General features: G+C 47.1%; 18 protein-coding genes. 9 read left to right on the top strand and 9 right to left on the bottom strand.

The genetic code is table 11. From position 1 onward, the window contains the following. The first annotated feature begins 35 nt into the window (after window positions 1–35). Together AC4E8D_RS13310 and AC4E8D_RS13305 are read left to right on the top strand one after the other, a co-directional pair. Complete coding sequence (locus tag AC4E8D_RS13310) at window positions 36–1,184, top strand: sensor histidine kinase (protein WP_339308679.1); 1,149 nt, start codon at window positions 36–38, stop codon at window positions 1,182–1,184. Next, window positions 1,181–1,780: a response regulator transcription factor gene (locus tag AC4E8D_RS13305; RefSeq protein WP_036608692.1), complete on the top strand. Its 600-nt coding sequence runs from the start codon at window positions 1,181–1,183 to the stop codon at window positions 1,778–1,780. The genes AC4E8D_RS13310 and AC4E8D_RS13305 overlap by 4 nt, the downstream gene beginning before the upstream one ends. Before the next feature lie 185 nt (window positions 1,781–1,965). Here the strand turns inward: AC4E8D_RS13305 and AC4E8D_RS13300 are convergent, their stop codons facing one another. From AC4E8D_RS13300 to AC4E8D_RS13270, 7 genes are all read right to left on the bottom strand, one after another. After that, the gene (locus tag AC4E8D_RS13300; protein WP_490206307.1) at window positions 1,966–2,874 is read right to left on the bottom strand and encodes a hypothetical protein; all 909 of its coding nucleotides are present in this window, start codon (window positions 2,872–2,874) and stop codon (window positions 1,966–1,968) included. A gap of 44 nt (window positions 2,875–2,918) precedes the next feature. Then, window positions 2,919–3,659: a polysaccharide deacetylase family protein gene (locus AC4E8D_RS13295; protein ID WP_490206306.1), complete on the bottom strand. Its 741-nt coding sequence runs from the start codon at window positions 3,657–3,659 to the stop codon at window positions 2,919–2,921. A gap of 469 nt (window positions 3,660–4,128) precedes the next feature. Beyond that, window positions 4,129–4,632 (bottom strand): ferritin, encoded by a 504-nt coding sequence (locus tag AC4E8D_RS13290; protein WP_221824880.1) that lies wholly within the window; start codon window positions 4,630–4,632, stop codon window positions 4,129–4,131. A 156-nt stretch (window positions 4,633–4,788) separates the two neighbouring features. After that, window positions 4,789–4,908 carry a hypothetical protein gene (locus AC4E8D_RS13285; protein ID WP_017688846.1) on the bottom strand — a complete coding sequence of 40 codons (120 nt, stop codon included), beginning with the start codon at window positions 4,906–4,908 and terminating at the stop codon, window positions 4,789–4,791. A 100-nt stretch (window positions 4,909–5,008) separates the two neighbouring features. After that, the gene (locus AC4E8D_RS13280; RefSeq protein ID WP_036608707.1) at window positions 5,009–5,266 is read right to left on the bottom strand and encodes a YolD-like family protein; all 258 of its coding nucleotides are present in this window, start codon (window positions 5,264–5,266) and stop codon (window positions 5,009–5,011) included. A 153-nt stretch (window positions 5,267–5,419) separates the two neighbouring features. Further along, entirely contained in the window at window positions 5,420–7,111 is a 1,692-nt protein-coding gene (locus AC4E8D_RS13275) for a hypothetical protein (RefSeq protein WP_490206305.1), read from the bottom strand. Beyond that, the gene (locus tag AC4E8D_RS13270; protein WP_490206304.1) at window positions 7,108–13,818 is read right to left on the bottom strand and encodes a DUF7507 domain-containing protein; all 6,711 of its coding nucleotides are present in this window, start codon (window positions 13,816–13,818) and stop codon (window positions 7,108–7,110) included. Before AC4E8D_RS13270 ends, AC4E8D_RS13275 begins: the two co-directional genes overlap by 4 nt. Before the next feature lie 233 nt (window positions 13,819–14,051). On the opposite strand from AC4E8D_RS13270, the gene AC4E8D_RS13265 reads away from it, so the two are divergent. Further along, window positions 14,052–15,191 (top strand): GGDEF domain-containing protein, encoded by a 1,140-nt coding sequence (locus AC4E8D_RS13265; protein WP_221824887.1) that lies wholly within the window; start codon window positions 14,052–14,054, stop codon window positions 15,189–15,191. A 103-nt stretch (window positions 15,192–15,294) separates the two neighbouring features. Here the strand turns inward: AC4E8D_RS13265 and AC4E8D_RS13260 are convergent, their stop codons facing one another. Continuing rightward, window positions 15,295–15,816: a hypothetical protein gene (locus AC4E8D_RS13260; RefSeq protein ID WP_221824890.1), complete on the bottom strand. Its 522-nt coding sequence runs from the start codon at window positions 15,814–15,816 to the stop codon at window positions 15,295–15,297. A 71-nt stretch (window positions 15,817–15,887) separates the two neighbouring features. Next, window positions 15,888–17,540, bottom strand: a complete 1,653-nt coding sequence (locus AC4E8D_RS13255) for a GGDEF domain-containing protein (protein ID WP_490206303.1) — start codon at window positions 17,538–17,540, stop codon at window positions 15,888–15,890. 289 nt (window positions 17,541–17,829) lie between these two features. Between AC4E8D_RS13255 and AC4E8D_RS13250 the strand changes: the two genes are divergently transcribed. The 6 genes from AC4E8D_RS13250 to mnhG are packed head-to-tail and all read left to right on the top strand — an operon-like array spanning window position 17,830 to window position 23,738. Continuing rightward, entirely contained in the window at window positions 17,830–20,784 is a 2,955-nt protein-coding gene (locus AC4E8D_RS13250) for a Na+/H+ antiporter subunit A (protein ID WP_490206486.1), read from the top strand. A 1-nt stretch (window position 20,785) separates the two neighbouring features. Beyond that, window positions 20,786–21,124 (top strand): Na(+)/H(+) antiporter subunit C, encoded by a 339-nt coding sequence (locus AC4E8D_RS13245; protein WP_036670645.1) that lies wholly within the window; start codon window positions 20,786–20,788, stop codon window positions 21,122–21,124. Then, window positions 21,117–22,595 carry a Na+/H+ antiporter subunit D gene (locus tag AC4E8D_RS13240; RefSeq protein ID WP_221824895.1) on the top strand — a complete coding sequence of 493 codons (1,479 nt, stop codon included), beginning with the start codon at window positions 21,117–21,119 and terminating at the stop codon, window positions 22,593–22,595. Before AC4E8D_RS13245 ends, AC4E8D_RS13240 begins: the two co-directional genes overlap by 8 nt. 6 nt (window positions 22,596–22,601) lie before the next feature. Further along, window positions 22,602–23,078, top strand: a complete 477-nt coding sequence (locus AC4E8D_RS13235; protein ID WP_047842677.1) for a Na+/H+ antiporter subunit E — start codon at window positions 22,602–22,604, stop codon at window positions 23,076–23,078. Beyond that, complete coding sequence (locus tag AC4E8D_RS13230; RefSeq protein ID WP_017688855.1) at window positions 23,078–23,362, top strand: Na(+)/H(+) antiporter subunit F1; 285 nt, start codon at window positions 23,078–23,080, stop codon at window positions 23,360–23,362. The genes AC4E8D_RS13235 and AC4E8D_RS13230 overlap by 1 nt, the downstream gene beginning before the upstream one ends. Continuing rightward, entirely contained in the window at window positions 23,346–23,738 is a 393-nt protein-coding gene (mnhG, locus tag AC4E8D_RS13225; RefSeq protein WP_221824897.1) for a monovalent cation/H(+) antiporter subunit G, read from the top strand. Before AC4E8D_RS13230 ends, mnhG begins: the two co-directional genes overlap by 17 nt. Window positions 23,739–23,801: the final 63 nt, after the last annotated feature.

Here is a 23,801-nt window from a genome sequence, read left to right as displayed (position 1 = left end):
CTAAAGTTGAGTACAAGTGCAAGGAGGAGAATTACATTCAAAAGTGGATGCAAAATTTTTATAAAAAAACAGGGTTGAACCTTTATGTATGGCTCGCCTTTTTCATCCTGCCATTCTATTTTATATCGCAATATTCTAAATTATGGACGATGGTAACCGGCATCATCATTATCCTCGTTTTCTTCGTTTGTTACCTGCTCGCCTTCATCACCAAGGGCTGGCAGGTGTACATGTGGATTGGAATGCTTATTGCCATATCCATTACGATGACGATCGCCTATGATTATGCGTATTTCTCATTGTTTCTTGCTTTTTTTATTGGGAATATTAAAAATAAAGCCGGATTCTTCACCCTCTACTCGGTGAACCTGGGAGCCAGTTTCGTAACCATTAATTACGGTTTCATTAATCAGAGTTCTCTGTTGGTGAGCCAACTCCCGTTTGTATTCATCAGCTTAATGGCCTCCATCCTGCTCCCAATCAGTACGTATAACAAAAACAAAACTGAACATTTGGAAGGCCAATTGGAGAATGCGAACAAGCGACTTGATGATCTCGTAAAAATGGAAGAACGCCAGCGTATCGCTCGTGATCTGCACGATACACTTGGACAGAAGCTCTCTCTGATCGGTCTGAAAACAGATCTGGCGAGACGGTTGCTCCGCAGTAATCCCGATCAGGCCGAGATTGAATTGAACGACCTCAGGCAAACGGCAAGTACAGCTCTGAAGGAAGTCCGGGAAATGGTCACCACCATGCGTGGTACACAATTGGTTGATGAACTGTTCCGGGCGGAGCAGATTCTGAAGGCCGCTTCGATTGAATTTGTGCTGGAAGGTAATCCGAAGTTACAGGATACGTCACAATTGAATGAAAATGTGCTCGGTATGTGCTTGAAAGAAGCTGTTACCAATGTCGTCAAACACAGTCAGGCAACAACCTGTACTATCATCATTAAAGAAACACTAGCGGATAATGTATTAACCGTTCAAGATAACGGTGTTGGAATAGAACGAACTCGCAAACAGGATCGGCGCGGAACAGGAATTTTGGGCATGAAGGAACGACTTGAATTTGTGAATGGTTGTCTGGATATTCGCTCTGCAACAGACATCCAGGGCACAGCGATCATTATTCATGTTCCGAAACTCGTTCGCAAACCGATAAAGGAGGCAGAATCATGATTAGAATTGTAATCGCGGAAGATCAGCGCATGATGCTCGGCGCCTTGTCTTCTCTCCTCAATCTGGAGGAAGATATGGAAGTCGTCGGACGTGCCAGCAACGGCCAGGAAGCCCTTGCCCTTGTCCAGGAGCTTGCACCAGACATCTGTCTGATGGATATAGAAATGCCCGTGAAAAGCGGCCTTGAAGCCGCAGAAGAACTCAAAGGAATGAGCTGTAAGGTCATTATCCTGACCACTTTTGCCCGGACCGGATATTTCGAACGTGCCCTAAAGGGTGGTGTCCGTGGTTACCTGCTCAAAGACAGTCCAATTGAAGAACTTGCCGAGTCGATCCGCCAAGTTATGAATGGCAGACGCATCTTCGCTCCGGACTTGGTAGATGAAGCTTATGTAGAAGAAAACCCTCTTACAGAAAGGGAGAATGCCGTACTAGGCCTCATGGCAGATGGGAAGAACACCAAGGAAATCGCCGGGCATCTGTTCATCACAACGGGCACGGTACGTAACTACATCTCCATTATTCTCAACAAGTTAAATGCCAGTAACCGAATTGAGGCCATCACTCGCTCCAAGGAAAAAGGGTGGTTCAAATGAAAGAACCGCTTTAACCCATTGAAACAAAAATAAGCATGTACCCCGACTGCATAAGCTGCGATAACATGCTCAAAATAAAAAGCTTGGCCCAGTAATTTCTTCCTGGTCCAAGCTTTTTTATGTGTATCGTAACAATCCAACACTCATCTCTTCTACATTGCAGAATATCCGTAAACACTCAAGATTTATTTTACAGATACAACCATGCCAAGAGCCTCTAGTGGCACTTGATCGGTCTTAAGCTGATGAGTTTGGTTACCGTCCTGCCATGAGATCGTTACATGAACAGACTTTCCACCACTTGGATATTCAACCTTGATATACCCTTTATCTTTAGGTACAGGCAAGGTATGTGACTCCAGATACTCCACCATTTTCTTCGCTATGCCCGGATTATTCATTTCATCTTCGGAAACCGAACGAATTTCCAGCGTCCATCTACCTTCCTGCCAAGTCAGATATTGACTGCCTGCGGCACCTTCACTCATACCTTTGATGCCATGTCCCAGATCCACAGCCATATCTGCTGGAATATCTTTCAGGTCCTTCTCAGGGAAAATTTCTGGCTGATTCGGGTCCTTATAGGTCTTCACTTCATAGGAAGCCAGTACAGGTATCTTACTGTCGGATGCAGTTAAGGATTGATCATTAATGGCAACAGACTGAGTGGTAGCGTAGAAGTTTACCTTAAATGCATCAGCAGTATTGGACAGTATTGCCGCACCCAAAGACGTACCCTTGTCCAATGTGAATGAAGTGGGTAACGCTGCATCCTTCATCTTCAACTGGTTGCGAACTTGCTTGATCACATCATTCACACCTGATTGACCAGTGGCAACCTGGTTGTCGTTTGCCTTGGATCCTGATGTGTTTTCATTATCGGCTGTGCTCGTATTCTCTTTGATTCCCGTTTCATTTTCATTAGAGAAATCAGCACCACCACTGCCAGTCTCGGTCTGCTCACCCACAGTTGTCATTGGTGAAGAACTATTCTCTGATGATGCTGCATTTGAATCCGGTCCGCCACATCCTGCCAGAGCAAGTAAAACGGCTGTCGTTACTGGAATTGTGATCCATAATCGTTGTTTCTTCATGATGTGTACCTCCTTCGTTGTAGCCAATCGAAAAATTAAAAAGATTAACGCTTGTCGTTCCAGAAGTTAACCGGCTGCACTTTTTTGCTTAATACTTCAAAACGATACCCTTCTGCCTTCAATGTTTTTAATACTTGCGGTAATACTTTCAGCGTCGCTTCCTGGTCGTGCATAAGCACAACTGGCGTTGTTCCGCTCTTTTGCACATTGTGGATCTGTTTCATTACACTGTTATAGACTTTCTGATGATCTTTCTGGTATTTCCAGTCTTCCGAATCCACATTCCAATCCCATAGATGGAATCCACCCTGACCCAGCAGTACATTACGGAATGCCGGTTTGAGATAAGGTTTACTACCATATGGCGTCCGCACGAGACTTGTTTTAACTCCAGCAACCTTGTTCAGACTTACATTGGCCTGTTGCATCTCTTTTAATCCGCTATATGCAGATTTATAGAATTTGCTTGGAACGTGAGTCACACCATGCAGACCCAATCCATGCCCGTCAGCTACGATTCGTTTGGTAGCCTTCTGAAATTTCTCCATCTGAGGACCCAGCATGAAAAACGTTGCCTTCGCATGATACTGATCCAGAATATCCAGTAACTGACCCGTATGAGCGGTTGGCCCATCATCAAACGTCAGGTATATGATTTTGGAATTTGCTTTGCTTGCACCATCCTTGGATGCAGCAGATTTGGCAGATACCGACTGCGGCAATAATAGTGGGATGATCAATAGAATTGCAAGTGTGACCATGATAGATTTACGAATATGTAGCATAATTAAAAGTCTCCCTTATGTGTTATATTTCCCCGGGTGTCCATGTTTTCTACCTTCATCCCTTGGCGATTAATCCTAATACTATCAAAGATAGGGACTCCTGTTCTCGCTCCAAAGGCTACGGTAGAGTTACACTTTTGTCAGATAAACCTAAAATTTAATACGAATTTGATAGATTTGCGCAAAATAAGATCCCGTCAGGATAGATCAATTGTGACATATCCTCTATTACCCACATTCAGAATTTTGATAGACCTTTACTCCATTTCAAGCAAATCAATATAATCATTACATATCTTTGCATGCAAAAAAGCCTGCACAAGTGCAGGCTTCTTTGTATTCAATCAGCATATGGCATCAAACCATCATCCCTTGCAAGGTGATTGCCCGATTGCATTCAGGATCATTACCTCATGCAGTATGTAAATGGTGTTTTGACGCTGGAATCTTATTGACTCCCTACATGCATTTATTCAGCAGGAGCAGTGAACGAACGTTTGCCAAACTCGGCATCCAGCATGTAGAAGGCATTGCTGTCTTTTTCAATGCGGCGCAGCTTCTGAATAATGTTGTCAAACAATGCTTCCTCTTCAACCTGCTCATCAATGAACCATTTCAGGAAATACATCGTTGCATGTTCACGTTCATTCAGAGCGATGTCAGCCAGATTGTAGAATTTTTTCGTGTTTTGCTGTTCATGAGCATAACCATGCTCAAATACATCCAGCATCGAAGCATATTCATTCTTCGGTTCTGGCAAAGCCTCAAGTGTGGCACGTTGTCCACGATCATTCAGGAATTTGTATATTTTCATGCCATGGAATCGCTCTTCTTCCGCTTGCACGATGAAGAAGTTCGCAAATCCATCCAGACTTTTGCTTGAACAATAGGCTGCCATAGCCAAATATACATGAGCGGAATAAAACTCAAAATTCATCTGTTCATTTAAAGATTCTGTTAACGCTTGGCTCATAATCAAAACACCTCTTTCTTTCTCTAGGGATGGTTATATTCTAACATAACGTAAGCAGGACTTACACCGATTTTCTACAAAATTCGCCAATGACTGAACGAACAAAAAAGCTCTGCCGCGATGGCAGAGCTTCTTTCATTCTTAAGAGATATGCAATTATACCAAGAACGCTTTGGAGATGATAACCAACAGGATGAACAGAACCAGAATGGCACCTACAGAAGTGAAACCTCCGTATCCGTAGCCTCTTGTTTCTCCACCTAATACTTCGCTCATTGACCGTACCTCCTCTGCAACAGGTATGGGATATCTTATGCAGGAAGAACGACTTTGACAGGGCGGATGCCCTAATTATTCAATTTGCTGTTTTTTTCGTTCAGTACCGGGGAGATTGCACACGCATGATATCCAGAAAAGGCACCTTCGCCGTGAACTCTTCTTCGGTATACTCTACATGCACGAGTCGTGTACGGGAGTCCATTTTGACGATGACTCCTTGCACCTGATCTTCTTTGCCCCATACCGTCAACAGTACTTCCGAACGTTCCCGAAAGGCTTCAACCAGCTGGTTTCCCAACTCTTCAAGTTCAAACTCATCCCGTGTAGGTCTTTTTGCTACTTTTGCTTTTGCCAATGTGGCTGCCTCCTCTACTCCGACGTCCCGATTCCACGGGTTGATTGCCGAGTTCATATTCAATTAGTATACCATTCATTTACGTTCGTGTAATCTCATGGCATCCAGAATGAGCAAATTCCTCAGGCAAGTTACCGTTAACCGTGATACCTCCTATTCTTCTCCATACTCCACAATGATGCTGTACTCATTCGAACGGGTTTCGCCAGCCCGTTTTTGTCCATTCCATTCATACGTGTACCTGGCAATCAAGGCTCCTTGGAGCGTACCCGTCTTCTCAGAAGCTAACTTCGCTACATAGGAGATGTTCTTTTCCGTTCCAGGCTCAATCACACCCACATGCAGAACCCGTGGTGTGGAATACTCTGGTAAGCTCAATTGGATCTCACCCGTAGCTTGCCCAAGCCATCTGGCACCCTCAGGTAGAATACTCCCAAGTTGTACACGTGCCGGCAAATTGCCCGTATTCCCCACACGTACCTGAAAAGTGACCGTACCTCCCTGCTCGACCAAAGTGGGTGTCACTTGAACATAAGCCTGAATTATCGGGGCTTTTAATTCAACCACAGCTTCATTGGATGTAATCATCCGCTGCACTGACCGTGAATCCGGCAACCGAAATGTATACATCAGGCTAGCATGATTCACATACCTGTAGTCATCAGGCATCGATTCATCTCGATCTGGAAGTTTCGCTTCGAACTGAATATTCAGAACCGACCGTGCTGTCAACGTCCCCAGATTAAGCCCTTTAGCCAAATTGGATCCGGGACGTTTAACCCCATTCCAGCCCAGACTGCCTTCGATAAATGTCACACCTGTTGGCAGTACATCGAGGAGAGTTCCATCCACCGCATAACTGCTTGCATTGGAGACGGTAATATTATATTGGACGGCATCACCCAATGTGGCCGTTAGCGGGAGTACACTTTTCAGCACAGAGACCTGGGGCTGTATCACTTCCAGGGTAACCTGATTGGAGTAGACCGTTTCCTGCTGCCCTGCCGAGATATACGTCAGTGCAGCTACACTTGATATTCCGTTCGCATCGCTTCCCGCCATAACCTGAACCCGATATTGGATCCTAATTGAGCTTCCAGGCAAAATCTCTCCAAGTTGTATGCCCGTATCAGGCGTTACTTGTGGCGCAAACATTTCATCTACGATGACACTGGCAGGTATAAAAACAATACCTCGTGGCAAAGAAATCGTTACTTGGGCATTCGTAGCTGCAATAAAACCCGGATTGCTCACGATGACGGTGTACATGACAATATCCCCGGAGAAGGTATAGATGTGATCCGCCTGCAAGGATATCTCCAGCCGGGATGAGACCAGATTGACCTCCACGATATTGGATTGTTCCATACCCGTAACCGTTCTGCCTTCCGGTGTCAAAAACTCATAGTTAACCTGTGCCTGATTCAGCAGCTTCAGTGCCTCAGGTAAACGCAAGATTACAACTTGGAAGTGGTATCGCAACGTGGCTCCCGGCGCGATTTCAGCTGGAGGCAATCCTCTCTCCGGTGATGCTCCCGGTAATGGAATACCATCACGCAATACACTGTTGGGAAGCAGTGCCGTCTCTGCAGATAGCTGATCCAATAGGTGCACTAGGGCCGTAAGATTTCCGGTGTTAACAATTTCAACAAGGTAGATAAGAGACTGCCCCAAGGCAGCCTCTGTGACATTGCAGACTTTTCTGACTTCAAGCCTGGGGCCGATCCACGGTGTTACAACTGTATTCGAATAGGATACCTGTTCCAGTTCAGTCGCACCCGAGCTGAATCGAACCAGGGACTGATTCTTTAGCCAATGGGACAACGGACCGGAAGATTGGCTCATATCACCACAACCTCTACTCTGAATGTAACCGTAACGGAAGCACCCGCAGCAATCGAACCAAGCGTGATGCCTGTATTCGGATTGCCTGTTGGTCTTGGCACACCATCCACCGTAACACTTCCTGGCACAAATACTGTACCGACAGGTACCGGGTCAACCATGACCACATTATTCACCACTTCAATGCCGCTATTGGTTACTACAACAGTATAGGTGATTACATCACCAACAACTGCATCAATGGCACTTGTGCTTTTGGCAACAACAACATTTGGTGCAGATACAGGGATAACCAGAACATTCGAAGATACGGTCCCCGTCAACAGACGGCCATCGGGTGGGCTAAATGTATAGTTGGCCACCGCCTGGTTAACCAGTTGCTGATCCTGCGGTAACGAATCTACAGTCACTTCGAGGGTAACCGTTACAGTAACCGTACCTCCGGACGGTATAGTACCCACAACGATGCCCGTCTCCGGATTGGCACCTGGCTGTGGAACACCATCAATCAGAACACTGTTGGGAAGCAGCACCGCTCCGTTCGGTATACTGTCGATTAATGTCAAATTAGCAGCAAGATTCCCACTATTAATAATGGCAAAAGAATACGTGATGGTGTCACCAATCGTTGCATTGGAAGTGCTCCCTGTTTTGGTTAAGTCAATAATCGGCTGATAGATTGGTGTTACAACCGTATTGGAATACGCTGCTCCCGAGAAAACACCCGATGTGAAACTTACGGAAGACTGACTGCTTACTTCCGGTGGTGTTGGCAGTGTATTGACCCGCACTGCATACGATACCGCTATCGATGCTCCAGGGGCTAAACTACCAAGGGCTATGCCCAGCGCAGGGTTGGCCAAGGCACGTGGGACGCCGTCCACCAGAACACTGCCTGTAACAAATGTGGTGGCTAGGTTAATCGGATCGGTGATCACAATGTTGTTTACCGGGTCAATTCCTTCATTGGTCACAACCATTTCATATACAATCGTGTCGCCTACCACGGCATCAACTACCGAAGCCGTCTTGACTACACTCACATTCGGAGCAGATACTTGAATGTTGAGTGCGTTGGACGTAATCGTGCCTCCAAGTGTTCTTCCATCAGGTAAGGTATACGAAAATGTCGCAGAAGCCTGATTGGTAATGGACTGGCTCAAAGGTAAAGTCACAATCACCACGGAGAAGGTAACTAGAGTTGTTGTGGAAACGACACCAAGCGGAATACCCGAAGCTGGATCTGCACCTGGCGCAGAAGCCCCGTTAATAATAACGCTATTTGGAACAAGCTCTGTTCCTGCCGGAATGGTATCCGTTAAAGTGACAGATGCCCCATAGTTCCCGGTATTGGAAATGGCGATGCTGTACACAACGGTATCCCCCACTGTGGCTACTGTCTGATCTCCCGTTTTGACTGCAGCCAGAATAGGTTGATAGACCGGAGTTGTAACTGTGTTGGAAAATGTGGTCGCTGAGAAAGCCCCTGATGTAAAGCTGACCGTGGACTGATTGTTTAACACTGCACTCGCCGGGAGCGCCGTAACCTGCACACTAAATACAACGGTTACCGTAACGCCAGGTGCGATGGAACCCAGTGTTATTCCCGTAGAAGGATTGGCTCCAGGGCGCAGAACACCATCGACAAACACGCCGGTTGGCGCAAGAACGGTACTTGTCGGCACTGCATCCGTGAAAACCACATTGTTCACCGTTGCGATTCCGTTATTGGTTACCGCGATGCTATACGTTACGACATCACCAACAGATACCGCCGTCGAAGTTGTTGATTTGACGACATCGACATCTGGTGCCGATACAGTAATAGTCAGCACATTGGATAGAACAGACTCCGTGATGTTCCGCCCATCCGGCAATGTATATGATAGAGCTACCGTAGCCTGATTCACCAGTTGTTGCGGACTTGGCAGCGTATCAACAACCACTGAAAAGGTAATGGTGGTCGTAGCTCCGGGAGCCACATTGCCTGCGGGGATGCCCGTTGCCGGATTTCCTGCTGGCAGTGGTTGACCGTTCACAATAACGCTATTTGGAACAAGGATGGTTCCGGCTGGAAGGTTATCTGTCAGGTTAATCTGGGCTCCATAGTTTCCCTGATTGCTCAAGGTTATCGTGTAGCTGACCGTATCCCCAACGGTAGCATTTTGTGTACTGGCTGTTTTTTGTGCTAAAAGAATAGGCTGGTACACCGGAGTGACCACGGTATTAGAGAATGTTGTGCTTGAGAACGTACCTGAGGTAAAACTGACCGTAGAGCGATTGCTCAACTGATCACTTGGCGGGATCACGTCGACACGGATACTGAACGTGACCGTCGCGGACGTTCCGGGCCCCAATGTCCCAAGGGATACTCCACCTGCCGGATTGGCTCCAGGTTGCGCAACCCCATTCACTGTGACACTCCCTGTAACAAAGGAGGCTCCGGCTGGAATCGGGTCCGAAAACTGAATATTGTTCACCGGTGCAATTCCGCTGTTGGTCACCAGAATGGAATAGGTCACCGTATCGCCTACAGTTGCCGCAGTGGAAGCTGTGCTTTTGACAACAGCGACGTTTGGTGACGAGACCGGGAACGTGAGTGTATTCGATGTGGCTGAGCCAGTTAACGTCCGCCCATCTGGGGGTGTAAATGTAAAGGATGATGTAGCAAAATTGCTAAGTTGCTGCGGAGATGGAAGTGAATCCACAACAACGGCAAACGTGACAACAGCCGTCGCCCCCGCTGCTACAATACCTACTGGAATACCTGTTCCTGGTGTTACTCCCGGCTCTGGCACACCGGATACAACCACACTGTTGGGTACAAAAGTAGTCGCAGAAGGAATGTTGTCTGTGAGAGTAACATTTGCTTCCAGATTGCCAGCATTGCTGACCGTTACCGTGTATACAACTGTATCACCTACAGTTGCATTTACGGTATTTGTTGTTTTGACAAGTGAAATCTGCGGTTGTATGACCGGAGTCTGAGTGGTATTGGACGATGATGACCCTGAAAATGAACCGGATGTGAAGCTGACCGTCGACTGATTGTTAATCTGCGAAGGAATCGGCATGGTAATCGTCACCTCAAAAGTTACGGTAACCTCGGCTCCTGGAGCCAACGTACCGATTGGAATGCCGGCGGTCGGATTGGAGAGCGGGAACGAAGTCCCGTTCACAATGACACTTCCGGGTACAAATGGGGTATTCGAAGGAAGAGGATTGACATATACCACATTATTAACAGCTACTGTGCCGTTATTACGAATAACAGATGTGTATCGAATGACATCCCCGACTACGCCGTACTCTACATTGTCACTGTTAACAATCGTAACATTGGGCAGAGACACTGGAATAGTGATGGTGTTTGATGACGAGAGACCGGCAACCGTTCTCCCACTTGGAAGCGTGTAGGCAAATGAAGCAACCGCCTGATTAATTAACTGCCTTGCATCTGGCAAACTGGTAACCGTCGCAACAAAGGTGACCGTTGCACCTGAACCCGCAGCAATCTCCCCTAGACTGATTCCCGACTCCGGGCCGACCCCAGGTGTAGGTACGCCATTAATAATGACACTATTTGTGCTGAATACTGCTCCAGCTGGAATGGGATCTGTCAAGGTAACCGTTGCAGCTATATTACCTGTATTGTTAATTTGGATGGTGTAATTAAACGTATCGCCGACCGTCAAACTTGTTGTACTTGCTGACTTCACCACTTGGATCACTGGCAGAAATATGGGGGTATTTACTGATATGGAAGAAGAAACACCATTAAAACTGCCTGATGTAAATGCTGCATTGGCCCGGTTACTAACCAAACCCGTGGATGGAACAGAACTCACTCGGGTCTGATAGGTCACAGTTACACTGCTTGAGCTATTTAATGTACCCACTGCGATTCCCGCAACGGGACTTGCGGTGGTAACAGCAGATCCATTAATCGTGACACTACCCGGGACAAATTCAGAGCCGGATGGTGCATCCGAAATCACCAGATTTTGTACTGCACTAATTCCTGCGTTTGTTGCAACAACGGTATACGTAAGCACATCTCCTACTGTCGCATCCGGTGTGTTTACTGTTTTACTAATAGAAACATTGGGAGCCGATGCAGGTATACGAACGATATTGGATAAGCTGCTGCCGGAGAGATTCCGTCCACTTGGAAGCTGGTACGTATAACTTGCAGTCCCTTGATTCTCCAGTGTTGGGGGAGTCGGAAGTGTGGTGAGTGTAACGCGAAACACCACCGTAGCTGTAACTCCCGGCAGGAGGCTGCCCAGTGTTATTCCGGTTAACGGGCTGGCTCCAGGACGTGCAGTACCATTCACGGTTACCGAATCCGGGACAAACGTCAGCCCCGCTGGAATGGTATCGGTCACATTCACTTGAGTCGTTATGTTTCCACTGTTCGTGACCGCAAGTGTGTATGCAATCTGATCCCCCAGTGTCGCATTGGTTTGGCTTGCCGACTTGTTGATACCGACAACGGCTTGGTAGACAGGGGTTGTAATGGTATTGGAGTTGGAAATGCCCGTGAACGAACCAGAGCTATAGGACACTACCGCTCGATTGACTAATGAACCTGAAGCAGGCAGAGACTGCACATTCACTTGAAATGTCACCGTTGCAGAACTTCCTGCATCCAATGTCCCAATAGAGATGCCACTGCTCGGATTCGCAGACGGTACGACAGTTCCCCTTACGGTTGCACTGCCGGAAACAAATGTTGCTCCGGCAGGGAGCGCATCTGTAAGTACCACATTGTTAATCACCTGAATACCGCTGTTGGTAGTAACTACGGTGTACGTGAAGGTCTCCCCGACAGCAACATCGGTAACGGATGCTGATTTTACCGTGGTCACATTGGGCAATGTTACCGGGATTGTTAAGGTATTCGAGGCGATGTTTCCCGTGACCGTCCGACCATCAGGTGAATTGAAGGAATAAGAAGCCGTCGCCTGATCCACAAGAGTCGGCGGTGTCGGCAAGCTTGTTACAAGTACCTGAAACGTCACCGTATTGGTACTTCCTGCCGCCAGGCTACCCAGATTAACCCCGGTAACCGGATTGGCGCCAGCAATCACATTTCCATTCAGACGAAAGCTACCTGCTACATATGAGCTGCCACTTGGAATGTTATCCCTCAATGTAACGTTGGCCGCAACATTCCCTCCGTTGTTCACCTGGAGTGTATAGGTTACCTGGTCACCCACCGTGGCATTGGTGGTACTCGCCGATTTCACAATGGACAGGTTTGGCGAATAAACAGTAAGGGTGGAGTTATTGGACGGAATAACTCCGGTAATGACCGGCCCCCCTGCTACACTTTGAAATGTAAAGGCTGCATTGGCCGAATTCACCAGTTGCAGGATACTTGCATCCTGACCGATGCGTGCTCGATAGGTTACAACGACACTGCTGGATAAAGTTAACGAACCCAGTGGAATGCCTGCCGTCACATCAAGTGTTGGACGGGATATACCTGCAACCGTGACACTGCCTGGAATAAAGGTAAGACCTGCAGGAAGTGAATCGGATAAAACAACACTGGCCGCACTCGCAGTGCCTGCATTGGTAACGGTAACCGAATATAGAATACTATCCCCGGCAACTGCACCGGCGGCGACCGTTGCCTTAGCCAATGTGATCTTGGGCGCATTAATATCAACTTGAATCGCATTGGCGTTGACAATGTAGGCATCCCCCGAGGTCGTTAATGTCAACACCGCAGATGACTGGTTATTGATCAGTCTTGCTGAAACATCCACATTGGTAATATCCCAGCCTTGACGTCCACCGATAATATTGGTACCTGGAGCTCCGTTAATCTGATTTCGTGTCCCAAACGTTCCTGTTGTATTAAGCGCTCCGGTATCTCCGTTAATCTGAGAAGCAAAAAAGTTCGCAGCTAGATTATTGGGCCCGGACAAAGCAACCGATGTAGCTGAGGTTGGCCCGAATAATGCCTGGTCACCGGTCCGGTTCGCGTCGCCCTCCTGCGCACTAAACAGTATTCTTCCTCCCAATGCACCAGAGATTGGCGTAGCAAATCCAGTCAGTGTGGTAACAACTGGTCCAGAGTTGGCTTGAACCAGTACCCCACCTGCACGCAAGGACATGTTGCGAAAGGGCAGACTGGGATTCTGATAAATGACTCCAAGTGTCCAGCCTGCATGATTGGCTGTAGAATCATTAGTGATGACAATAGTCCCTACCACTGCTCCAGTGGTGTATGTACCGGCTCCCCCATTTTGTACAAGTGAAGTAACATTGGCTGAACGCACATAGCCGGCAGCGCCGTTCCCCAGATCAAACTGATTATAAGTAGCTGGGTCAGGAGTAATACTGGCTGTCCCTGCGGGAGTAATAAACGTAACTGGATTGTTGATGGCAGCACTCAGATTGACTGTACCATTGATGTAACTGCCGCCCCAGATCAATTCTGCATATAGAACGGTACTTCCAGCAGGCAGTGTAAGAATGGCTGCTGAACTGTTGCTCTGATACAGACTTGTCGTTCCCAATGGATAGATGCCGTACTGGAGGCTGGTGTTGGTTGTGGTAAAACCTCCAATACTGTCCTGTGTTCCGGGTACCCCTGCTGTTTCCGAACGACTCAGTCCAAGCGTATTTCCTGTAAATGTAATTGCTCCCGTAGCATTAACGGTTGAACGAACGACAAGAGGAATGAAGATCACCTCCCCTTCATCAATGATTTCCTACATATGGATCGGAGCCATGTTATATAGTCTATGAGTGTATCATTGAGTTTTGTTTGTCCTCCATAAAAAGTTTGTGACAACGCGAAACTTCTGTGAGTCTTGTTTTCATAGAACAGTTAAATACATTTGCGTTTTGTTCATTGTGATTTATAATCATCTTATACGAGAGTAATTCTGTCGTACCATTATGATGCAGTCAGCGGTGATATATGAAAGGTTTCGATACTCACAATAGTCATATTCCAACAGAATACGAGTTCAAACATTCCAAATGGATTCAAAAAATGCTCCATGCCTACTGGGTTGTTATTATTGCACATTTCGCCATTCAGATTGGCTGTTTCCTGTATCTGGAGTATGATCGCACACCTACAGATTTCTTGATAAATGTCCTGTTCTGGCCTACGGCCGTCAGCAGTTCATGCATTTTGTTCGCAAGTTGGGTTGATCGGCGCTCCAGCTCATATTCCTTTTACACCATGTCTATAGCCAGCACGGTTATCGCTTGGACGATTATTTATGTCAATTATGACATTCGGATTATATTAGCAATCTGTCTGTTGCCCATCTTCGCTTCAGTTCTGTTCTTCAGCAAAAAGAGAGTCTGGATTGTTTTCCTGATGCAGATGATTGGTTACCTTCTCGTTCTGTTCGACCCTGCCTACCGATCCTACCTTTCTTCATTTGACATGGTATCCATTCCTGCTTTTCTAATCTTAGGCACATATGTAGCACAGGTTATCGTAACCAGCGGCGTTGAGGTGCTCGATGATCTTGAGGCCAGCATGCTTGCCAAGCAGGACCTTATTGTGCGAAATGCCATTATGACCAAACAGTCCAAAACAGACGGTTTAACCAACCTTTATAATCAAAGCTCATTCAAGGATTATTATGAAAAAGCATTTGAGTATGCCAACAGTGGCATGAGTCTGCACCTGGCCCTGATCGATATTGATGACTTCAAATCCATTAATGATACCTTTGGTCATCGGGTTGGAGACATCATTTTGGAGAAAGTGTCCCTGATCATTCAGGAAACCATTACCTCAAGTGATATTGCAGCACGGTACGGGGGCGAAGAGTTCGCCTTATTGATATTTGAGCAATCTTTCAAGCAGGCCTATGCCTTGGTGGAACAGATTCGTCAGAAGATTGCCCTGATGGGCCATCTTGAACTTGAAGGAGCTTCCGTCACGGTGAGTATCGGTCTCAAAAGCTACAGTCCTAATCTAACCAAAGACAAACTGTTCGAGGAAGTGGATGCCTGTCTGTATGCAGCCAAACGAACAGGTAAAAACAAAACCGTAACATCACTTGATCTGACTTCATCCTTGTCAGAGAAACTATAAATAAAAAAGTTGTGCTGTACACCGAAGTTCCGGTTTGTACAACACAACTTTTTTTGGGTCTGAATACGATCAGCAGGCCAATCTTCTTCATACGTCTATGTTTTCATTCCGCCCATTCCCAGCGATGACGATTTTGCTCCAGTCCAGGATGCAGGTATTCGGACGATCCGTCAATGATGAGACGCAGCTCTTTGATCCAATCCTTGAAGGAATCAAATGAAGCAAACATATTTGCCATCTCTATCGTCAAATAAAGAAAGTGAGGGGCTGGATATTCCGCAGTGATATGGCGCAGCGCGCTATCCACAGGTGTATATTTCTTTCTCTTGCCCTCAAGCCCCTCCACACGTATACGAGAAGTTGGATGTTCCCGCCGCCAATCATGCAGGCGGTCTTCTCTTTTGTAATATGCCCGTATCGGTTCCTTGCTCATGCGCTTAAACGTACTCTCGTGTAAAGGATACAGCACAAGTTGTACGAATGAACGGGTATCCACTGTTGAAGCGGCACGCTCGAGTTGCTCATTAGTTACATGTTCAAACGAGTCATAAAAAGTCAGTGTGCCTTTGCGGCTGGCCGCAGGTGGCTCATAACCATAAGGTACAGTTGTATATTTTCCAGACATTTCACCCCTCCTTGTTTATACGTACATTCGCACAAAGATGATTGGGATAACCCAGCTAATGTTATTATACGCTAATGGTCCTGCTTCAACTCGGAATAAAATGTCATTCTGTTCTTGCCTGAACGTTTGGACTCATACAGAGCTTCGTCCGCCATCCGAATAATCTCACTTGGGTTGTCGCTGTTGGTTGGATATTCAGCACCTCCAATGCTACATCCAATTCGAATTCGCTCGTATTCGATAATAAACGGCTTGTTCAGACTTTGAATGATGGCTTCTGCATAAGCCATGGCTTCTTCCCTCGGATGACTTCCAACAGACTGAAGTACAATCAGGAATTCATCTCCGCCCAATCGGACGGTTATCCCCTTCACTTGACCAAGAGCAGACAGTCGCTGGGCCACTTTCTGTAGCAGCACATCTCCAGTCTGATGTCCAAGTGTATCGTTGACCCGTTTGAATCCATCGAGATCCAGATAGAGAAAAGTCAACGTGTGATTTTCACTTTCGGTCTCCAGAGACTCCTCCAGATACACTTCAAGGGCAGTCCGATTCGGCAGTCTAGTCAGCTGATCAAAATGCGCCAGATTCTGCATCACGACCAGCTCTGAGTCTTTATTCATAAGAGAGGTCAGCATATCCCGAAGCGAACGGGACAACACTTCAATCTCCTTAATTCCCTTAATCGCAGGAATCTCAAGCTCTTCCCCTGCACGCAGTCGATTGGCTACTCTGGTAAGACGCACAAGGGGGGCAGAGATCAGACGTGAGACAAACCAGCCAATCAGTGCAAACAGCACAGTAACGGCGAGTCCAGTCCACACATTAAACCACATCAGATCAAACACAGAAGCAAAAGCAGACGACTTGACTTGACGAATGACTACGGTCCAGCCTAATCCGGGATAATCCAGATGGCCCTGGCTGTAGGCAAACCCTGTCACATATTCATTACCGTCAGGCCACTTTTCAATGGACCAACTGCTTTTGTTGTGCCGGGCCTCTTCGATACCAGGCAATACCAACGGTTTACCGACCCATTCCTTCGGCCCCAGCAACACGGTATGTTCCTTTTTGCTCACGATAAAAAACTCAATGTCTTTTTCTTCCCTTTTCAATGGGGCAAGTACGGATTCCTCGACTTCCTTCGCCCATTCCCAGCTTAAATGTGCAGCGAGCACACCTTGAATCATTCCTTTGCTATCCTTCAGCGGAAAACTGATATCGACAAATTGCAGCGGCTCTCCCGTTGGATTCGGAAGCAGCTTGGCAAGAAGTACTGCATTATGCACATCTCCAATGAATTTACCCTTTATTCCCTCCTGATACACAGGTCGCTCTGATAAATTTTCCCCAAGCAAGATACCATCCGTGGCAGCTAACACTTTTCCCTTCGGGTCCATGAATCCAACCCATGAGAATGAGGGAAAGCTATCTTGTAACTGATCCAGCAGCATCTGAATCTCATCAGGTTGGAATCCATCTTCCAACGAAGCCATTTGGCCCAGCAGGTCCAGTTCACCCGCGCGAGCGGACATGAATCGATCCAGCTTGTCCGAAGCCTGTGAGGCCGTGCCTGTAAGCGAGTGACCAATCTCAGTCTCTACAGCAACAAATGACTTTTGGCTAAAAATAGACCCAATCGTCAGGGTAACAAGCAAGGATAACACAGCAAAGATGACTGTAAGCACAGTTCTAATTTTGAATGACATTACTTCCTCCATTACACGGTGAAACCATCTTGCCTTTCAACATAACTATGCTGCAAAGAGTACACGGAATGTCACCTAATCGTTTTCATATTTATCGGAACTTGTATGTTTTTTTATTATACATGCCCATATAATATTATACTGAAATCTTCACCGTGTTTCTTCCATTCAAAGAATAGACACGATTCTGTATATACATACTTGGGTTATGAATATAGAGAGCAAGCATATCCTTCAAAGGATCATGCGCCTGTATGTCACAGAGAGAGTAATCGAAATACTAAACATTGGGGGTGTAATGTTGAGCCTGCTTCATGTTGCTGTTATTTTGCCTTTTGCCGCTGGCATTTTTCTTGCCATGCTGCATCGTTTCTTCCGTAAAAAACATTTGGGATGGCCGGTTCTCCTTGTCCCGGCACTATTATTTGTATACTTTGCGAGTCTCATACCCGCTGTGTCACAGCGCAATACCGTATCTGGAAATATCCCGTGGATTCCTTCACTGGACATTGGATTTAATCTGTATCTGGACGGTCTGAGCCTCATGTTGACACTGCTAATCACCGGAATCGGTGTCCTCGTTGTTCTCTACTCCATCTTCTACATGGATATGAAAGAAGCGCTGAACCGTTTCTACCTGTATCTGTTGATGTTCATGGGAGCCATGTTGGGCGTGGTGCTGTCTGATAATATGATCGTGCTCTACGGATTCTGGGAATTGACCAGTATTACGTCATTCCTGTTGATTGCATTCCATTACAAACGTAAAGCCTCGACTTCAGGAGCACAAAAATCATTCCTGATTACGGTATTTGGTGGTTTCGCCATGCTTACCGGATTCATGATGATGTATCTCATTACCGGAACATTCAGTATTCGTGCAACCATTACAGGATTGGGTCAGTTTCAGGAGAGCGCATTATTTCTACCCGCACTTGTCTTGATCCTGATTGGAGCTTTCACCAAGTCAGCTCAGTTCCCATTTCATATCTGGCTGCCGGATGCCATGGAAGCTCCGACACCTGTTAGTGCCTATCTTCACTCAGCCACCATGGTTAAGGCCGGACTGTACGTTGTAGCCCGGTTTACACCAATCTTCGGTGGACAGGGACTCTGGTTCTGGCTCGTTACCGGCGTTGGTCTTCTGACTTTGTGTTATGGATCATTCCTGGCGGTGAAAAAAAACGATCTCAAAGCGATTCTCGCCTATTCAACCATCTCTCAACTTGGTCTGATCATGTCCCTCTTAGGGGTTGGATCTGCTGCTCTCTACTTCGGATATGGCGAATCCTCTGCGATGTATACCGTGGCAATAACCGCTGCGCTGCTTCACCTGTTTAACCATGCGACCTTCAAGGCCGCTCTGTTTATGGTCGTAGGCATTGTCGATCATGAAACGGGTACACGTGACATTCGAAAGCTCGGTGGACTTGCTTCATTCATGCCAATTACATTCACCGTGGCATTGATCGGTTCACTTGCCATGGCGGGTATTCCGCCGTTCAACGGATTCCTGAGCAAGGAGTTATTCTTCCAGGCAATGGTCGAAGTCACGCATCTACGAATCTTTGGACTTGGGTCAGGGAGTATTCTATTGCCGGTATTCGCTTGGCTTGCAAGTGTGTTTACCCTGATCTATGCGCTTATTATCGTGTTCAAAACATTCCTCGGTCGTAGCCAAAGCGAGATCCCTGCCGAGAAGCTGCACGAAGCGCCCGCTGGCATGCTCATTCCGCCTGTTGTTCTAGGTGTTCTTGTCATTGTATTCGGACTCTTCCCGAATCTGCTGGCCGGTTCACTGATTGAACCGGCAATGGCCGCTGTGCTCCCATCCCTCTTGAATGGGAATGAGCGCTTCGATGTACATTTCTCCCTGTGGCATGGATGGACTCCGGAACTGATTATGACGATCGGAGTTGTGATTCTCGGAATCACTCTCTACAAGCTGTTGCCACGATGGAGGAATATTTATGAGCACTATCCACAAGGATTAACGATTAACAATATGTACCATGTCGTACTGGATAATCTCCAGCATTATGCACGCAAATGGACGGAAGCCTATATGAATGGCTCGGTTCGTAATTATCTCGTTTACATTTTCTCATTCACGGTCGCGTTGCTGGTCTATGCCTTCTTCCGTTCAGGTGAAAATATTACCTGGAATCTGCAGGGCAATGCACCTTACTCATTCTATGAGGTGGTACTGCTAGTCACGCTCATCGGTGCTGCAGTTTCGATTCCTTTTGCCAAGAACAGACTGTCGGCAGTCATTATGACCGGAGCAGTTGGTTACCTCGTAACGCTGCTGTTTGTACTTTTCCGGGCGCCGGATCTGGCGTTGACACAGATGATTGTTGAGACGGTGTCCGTTGCATTGTTCCTGCTATGCTTCTACCATCTGCCTGAGCTTCAACGTGGCAAATCAAGCCGCAGTTATCTCACGGTAAATATGATCGTAGCGATTGCAGTCGGAATCGTGATGACTTTTGTTGCACTGGCCGCAAGCGGAACAGCATCACTGGACAGCATTTCTACCTTTTTCCTTCAGGAAGCTTATGACTCGGCTGGTGGTAAAAATGTCGTGAACGTGTTGCTGGTAGATTTCCGTGGCTTCGATACGTTATTGGAGATTATGGTGCTTGGCGTTGCTTCATTATCCATCTACTCCATGATTAATCTGAACCTCGAAGCGAAAGACCTCGGAGCCCGCTTGAAGTTCCGTAAGAAGGACGAGATACAGGATTCCGAACCTGCTCTGGATGATGAAGCGGACAATACGAAAAAGTATGGTAACCGGGAACGCAGCTCATCCTCGTGGGATACCGTCCCCTTGCAGAGTAATGATGTATTGCTGCAAACGACCACCAAAGTCGTTGTGTTCATCATACTGACGTTTGCCATGCACCTCTTCTTTGCAGGTCACCACAATCCGGGCGGAGGTTTCATCGGCGGCTTGGTAACAGCGGCAGCACTCGTATTGATTGCTCTGGCATTCAGTACAGATACGATACGCAAAGCGTTACCGGTTGACTTCCGTATTCTAACAGGAATCGGATTGGGTATAGCCTTACTTACAGGTGCGGGTTCATTTATATTCGGAGTCCCGTTCCTAAGTCAAACCTTCGGCTATTTCGAACTTCCTTTGCTGGGAGAGACAGAACTCGCCACGGCCATGCTATTTGATCTTGGCGTGTATCTCGCTGTCCTGGGTGTCACCATGACCATCATTCTACAGATCGGGGAGGATCGCTGATATGGAAATATTGATGTGTGTAGCCGTTGGCATTCTGTTTGCGGTTGCCGTCTTTTTAATCTTGTCGCGGAGCCTGCTCCGTATCGTACTAGGCATGTCCATACTAACCCATGGCGTGCATCTGCTCTTGATCACCATGTCACGTCTCAAAACCGGGGCACCACCACTGCTTGGGGAGATGGCTGAACGTTATGTCGATCCTCTTCCTCAGGCTTTGATACTCACTTCGATTGTTATTAATTTTGGACTCACTGCGTTCTTCTTTGTTCTCTCCTATCGTTCTTATCTGAAGCTGAAAACAGACGATATGGAAGAAGTAAGGGGGCGCCCATATGAATAATCTCGTCGTTCTGCCCATTCTGTTGCCTTTGATTACAGGTGTTCTGGCCCTGCTATTTTTCCGAAAAATAAATATCCAGCGGATCATTAGTGTCATTGGACTTTTGTTTACAGCAGCGGTCTCAACGATACTCATTACGCGGGTAGCTCAGACTGGAGTTCTAACGCTTAATATGGGTGGATGGGCACCTCCCTATGGTATTGTGCTTGTTGCAGACATGGTCTCGGCGCTACTTGTCGTTGCCGCTTCCATCATTGCACTGGCGTGTCTGCTGTATGCGTTCCGCAGTGTGAACAAGGAGCGGGAAGAGCATCACTTTTATCCGTTCTTTCATTTTCTGATCGCAGGAGTTAACGGTTCATTCTTAACCGGAGATTTGTTCAATTTGTTTGTCAGCTTTGAACTGATGCTCATCTCTTCTTATGCACTGATCGTATTGGGAGGTACGGAAAGACAGCTTCGGGAAACGATCAAATATGTCCTGATTAACATCGTTTCTTCAGCACTGTTTGTCGCTTCCATCGGCTTCCTCTACTCCATTACTGGCACACTGAACATGGCAGACTTGTCGGTAAAGATTGCTGAAGTGGGACAAAGTGGGGTCATTACCCTGATTGCCGTACTTTTTCTGATCGTATTTAGCATCAAGGCCGGACTGTTCCTGTTCTTCTGGCTGTCGGGCTCTTATGCGGCACCACCTGCTGTCGTCACTGCATTGTTCGCAGGATTGCTAACCAAGGTTGGCTTGTACGCGATTGTGCGAACATTCACACTGATCTTCTATCATGATCCGGATTTCTTCCATGCACTGATCGGATGGATGGCTGGTGCAACGATGGTCCTTGGTGTCATCGGTGCGATCTCATACCGCGATGTAAACAAGATTCTCATCTACAACGTGGTCGCAGGTGTAGGGTTTGTCGCTTTTGGTATGGCCTCGGCCAGTCGCCCTGCACTGGAAGGTCTGCTCTTCTATATGCTGCATGATATGTTGATCAAAACATTGCTCTTCCTGCTCGGCGGTGCCTTGATCGCTGTTGCCGGAACATCCAAACTCGATAACATGGGCGGGCTGATCCATCGCTATCCGCTGCTCGGCTGGATGTTCTTCATCAGCGCACTTGCCTTGGCAGGTTTGCCGCCATTTAGTGGATTTCCAGGGAAGTTGCTTCTCTTTGAAGGAGGCTTGCAGGCAGGCCTGTATGGTCTTACCGGCATTGCGGTGCTTTCGAGCTTATTGATGTTATATTCGGTACTACGCATCTTCATACAAGCGTTCTGGGGCGAACCACCTGCCGGGGTTACAAGACGCCCTTACGCGGTGAACGGCCTTCTGATTCCTGCCGGAATTCTGTTTGTATTCATCATCGTAATGGGTGTGGGGGCTGAAGGCATGTTCCAATTGACCTCCCGCGCAGGCGATATTCTACTGCATCCCAATATTTATATTGATGCCGTATTGAAGGAGTAGATGTCTATGGCCTTTCAGATTGTACTGAATCTTATCATTGCTTTTGTATGGATGTTTCTGAACAATGCCTGGAATGGTGTTGGTTTTCTCATAGGTTACCTGCTCGGACTGCTTCTCATCGGGGGGATGCGCAGATTCTTCCCCCAGCGCTTCTATGTTGTTCGAGTCTGGGCCATCTTCAAACTGATTACACTGCTGTTCAAGGAACTGGTGCGAGCCAGCATTGAGGTTATACGCCAGATTATCAAGCCAAAGTTAGATATAAGGCCCGGTATTTTTACGTATAAAACTCAATTGTCCTCGGATTGGGAAGTTACTCTGCTCTGCTTACTCATCTCATTGACACCAGGTTCTCTGCCGCTTGAGATCTCGGGTAACCAACGCAAACTGTTTATTCATGCACTGGATATCAAGGATGAACAGAAAATGAGAGATGATATCCAAAATACATTCGAAAAAGCAATTATGGAGGTGACGCGTTAATGTTATCCTCGCTGTTGTTCATCTCATTGCTCATTCTCTCCTTAGCCATTCTGGGTTGCTTGTACAGGGTGCTTCGGGGACCATCCATGGCTGACCGGATCACGGCACTGGATACCATCGGTATCAATGTGATTGCCATCGTTGCCGTTCTGTCGATGATGCTGCAAACCCAAGCCTATCTGGATATTATCTTGCTGATTGGCATTTTGGCTTTTCTAAGTACAGTGGCATTTGCACGTTATATCGAACGGGGGGCGGTATTCAAAAATGATGGAGATCGTTAAAGTAGCCACTGAAACCGCTATAGGTCTACTCGTACTGCTCGGTGCACTACTCAGTGCACTCAGCGCATTTGGACTTATTCGTCTGCCTGATGTATATCTACGTGCCCATGCCGCAACCAAAAGTATGACACTCGGAGTGTTCTGTGTATTAAGCGCTACATTTTTCTACTTCTGGTATTTCGATAACTATATCAGTGCCCGCTTGTTGTTAGGTATCCTGTTTGTATTCATCACGGCTCCGGTCGCCGGACATCTGAACGGACGGGCCGCCTATCGCACTGATGTACCCCTGTGGGAGCAGAGCGTACAAGATGAATTGGAACCCTTGTTAAAAGGGAAAAAAGTGAACCATGAAGCCAAGGATATGATGGAGTAATCCCCAGCCTGGGCATAACAAATAACCCCGAGGATCAGCCGCCCGTTTCGCGGGTTGTTCTCG

Source organism: Paenibacillus sp. SRL342 (genome assembly GCF_984798905.1).
The sequence above is the reverse complement of the archived record's forward strand: the minus strand, read 5'-3'. Positions and strand labels throughout refer to the sequence as shown.

What these genes read in the sequence shown, in the direction of transcription:
- AC4E8D_RS13275 (WP_490206305.1), bottom strand. Translation starts at nt 7,111, where the DNA reads ATGAGCCAATCTTCCGGTCCGTTGTCCCATTGGCTAAAGAATCAGTCC.
- mnhG (WP_221824897.1), top strand. Translation starts at nt 23,346, where the DNA reads ATGATGGAGATCGTTAAAGTAGCCACTGAAACCGCTATAGGTCTACTC.
- AC4E8D_RS13295 (WP_490206306.1), bottom strand. Translation starts at nt 3,659, where the DNA reads ATGCTACATATTCGTAAATCTATCATGGTCACACTTGCAATTCTATTG.
- AC4E8D_RS13245 (WP_036670645.1), top strand. Translation starts at nt 20,786, where the DNA reads ATGGAAATATTGATGTGTGTAGCCGTTGGCATTCTGTTTGCGGTTGCC.
- AC4E8D_RS13300 (WP_490206307.1), bottom strand. Translation starts at nt 2,874, where the DNA reads ATGAAGAAACAACGATTATGGATCACAATTCCAGTAACGACAGCCGTT.
- AC4E8D_RS13240 (WP_221824895.1), top strand. Translation starts at nt 21,117, where the DNA reads ATGAATAATCTCGTCGTTCTGCCCATTCTGTTGCCTTTGATTACAGGT.
- AC4E8D_RS13255 (WP_490206303.1), bottom strand. Translation starts at nt 17,540, where the DNA reads ATGGAGGAAGTAATGTCATTCAAAATTAGAACTGTGCTTACAGTCATC.
- AC4E8D_RS13290 (WP_221824880.1), bottom strand. Translation starts at nt 4,632, where the DNA reads ATGAGCCAAGCGTTAACAGAATCTTTAAATGAACAGATGAATTTTGAG.
- AC4E8D_RS13285 (WP_017688846.1), bottom strand. Translation starts at nt 4,908, where the DNA reads ATGAGCGAAGTATTAGGTGGAGAAACAAGAGGCTACGGATACGGAGGT.
- AC4E8D_RS13260 (WP_221824890.1), bottom strand. Translation starts at nt 15,816, where the DNA reads ATGTCTGGAAAATATACAACTGTACCTTATGGTTATGAGCCACCTGCG.
- AC4E8D_RS13265 (WP_221824887.1), top strand. Translation starts at nt 14,052, where the DNA reads ATGAAAGGTTTCGATACTCACAATAGTCATATTCCAACAGAATACGAG.
- AC4E8D_RS13305 (WP_036608692.1), top strand. Translation starts at nt 1,181, where the DNA reads ATGATTAGAATTGTAATCGCGGAAGATCAGCGCATGATGCTCGGCGCC.
- AC4E8D_RS13235 (WP_047842677.1), top strand. Translation starts at nt 22,602, where the DNA reads ATGGCCTTTCAGATTGTACTGAATCTTATCATTGCTTTTGTATGGATG.
- AC4E8D_RS13230 (WP_017688855.1), top strand. Translation starts at nt 23,078, where the DNA reads ATGTTATCCTCGCTGTTGTTCATCTCATTGCTCATTCTCTCCTTAGCC.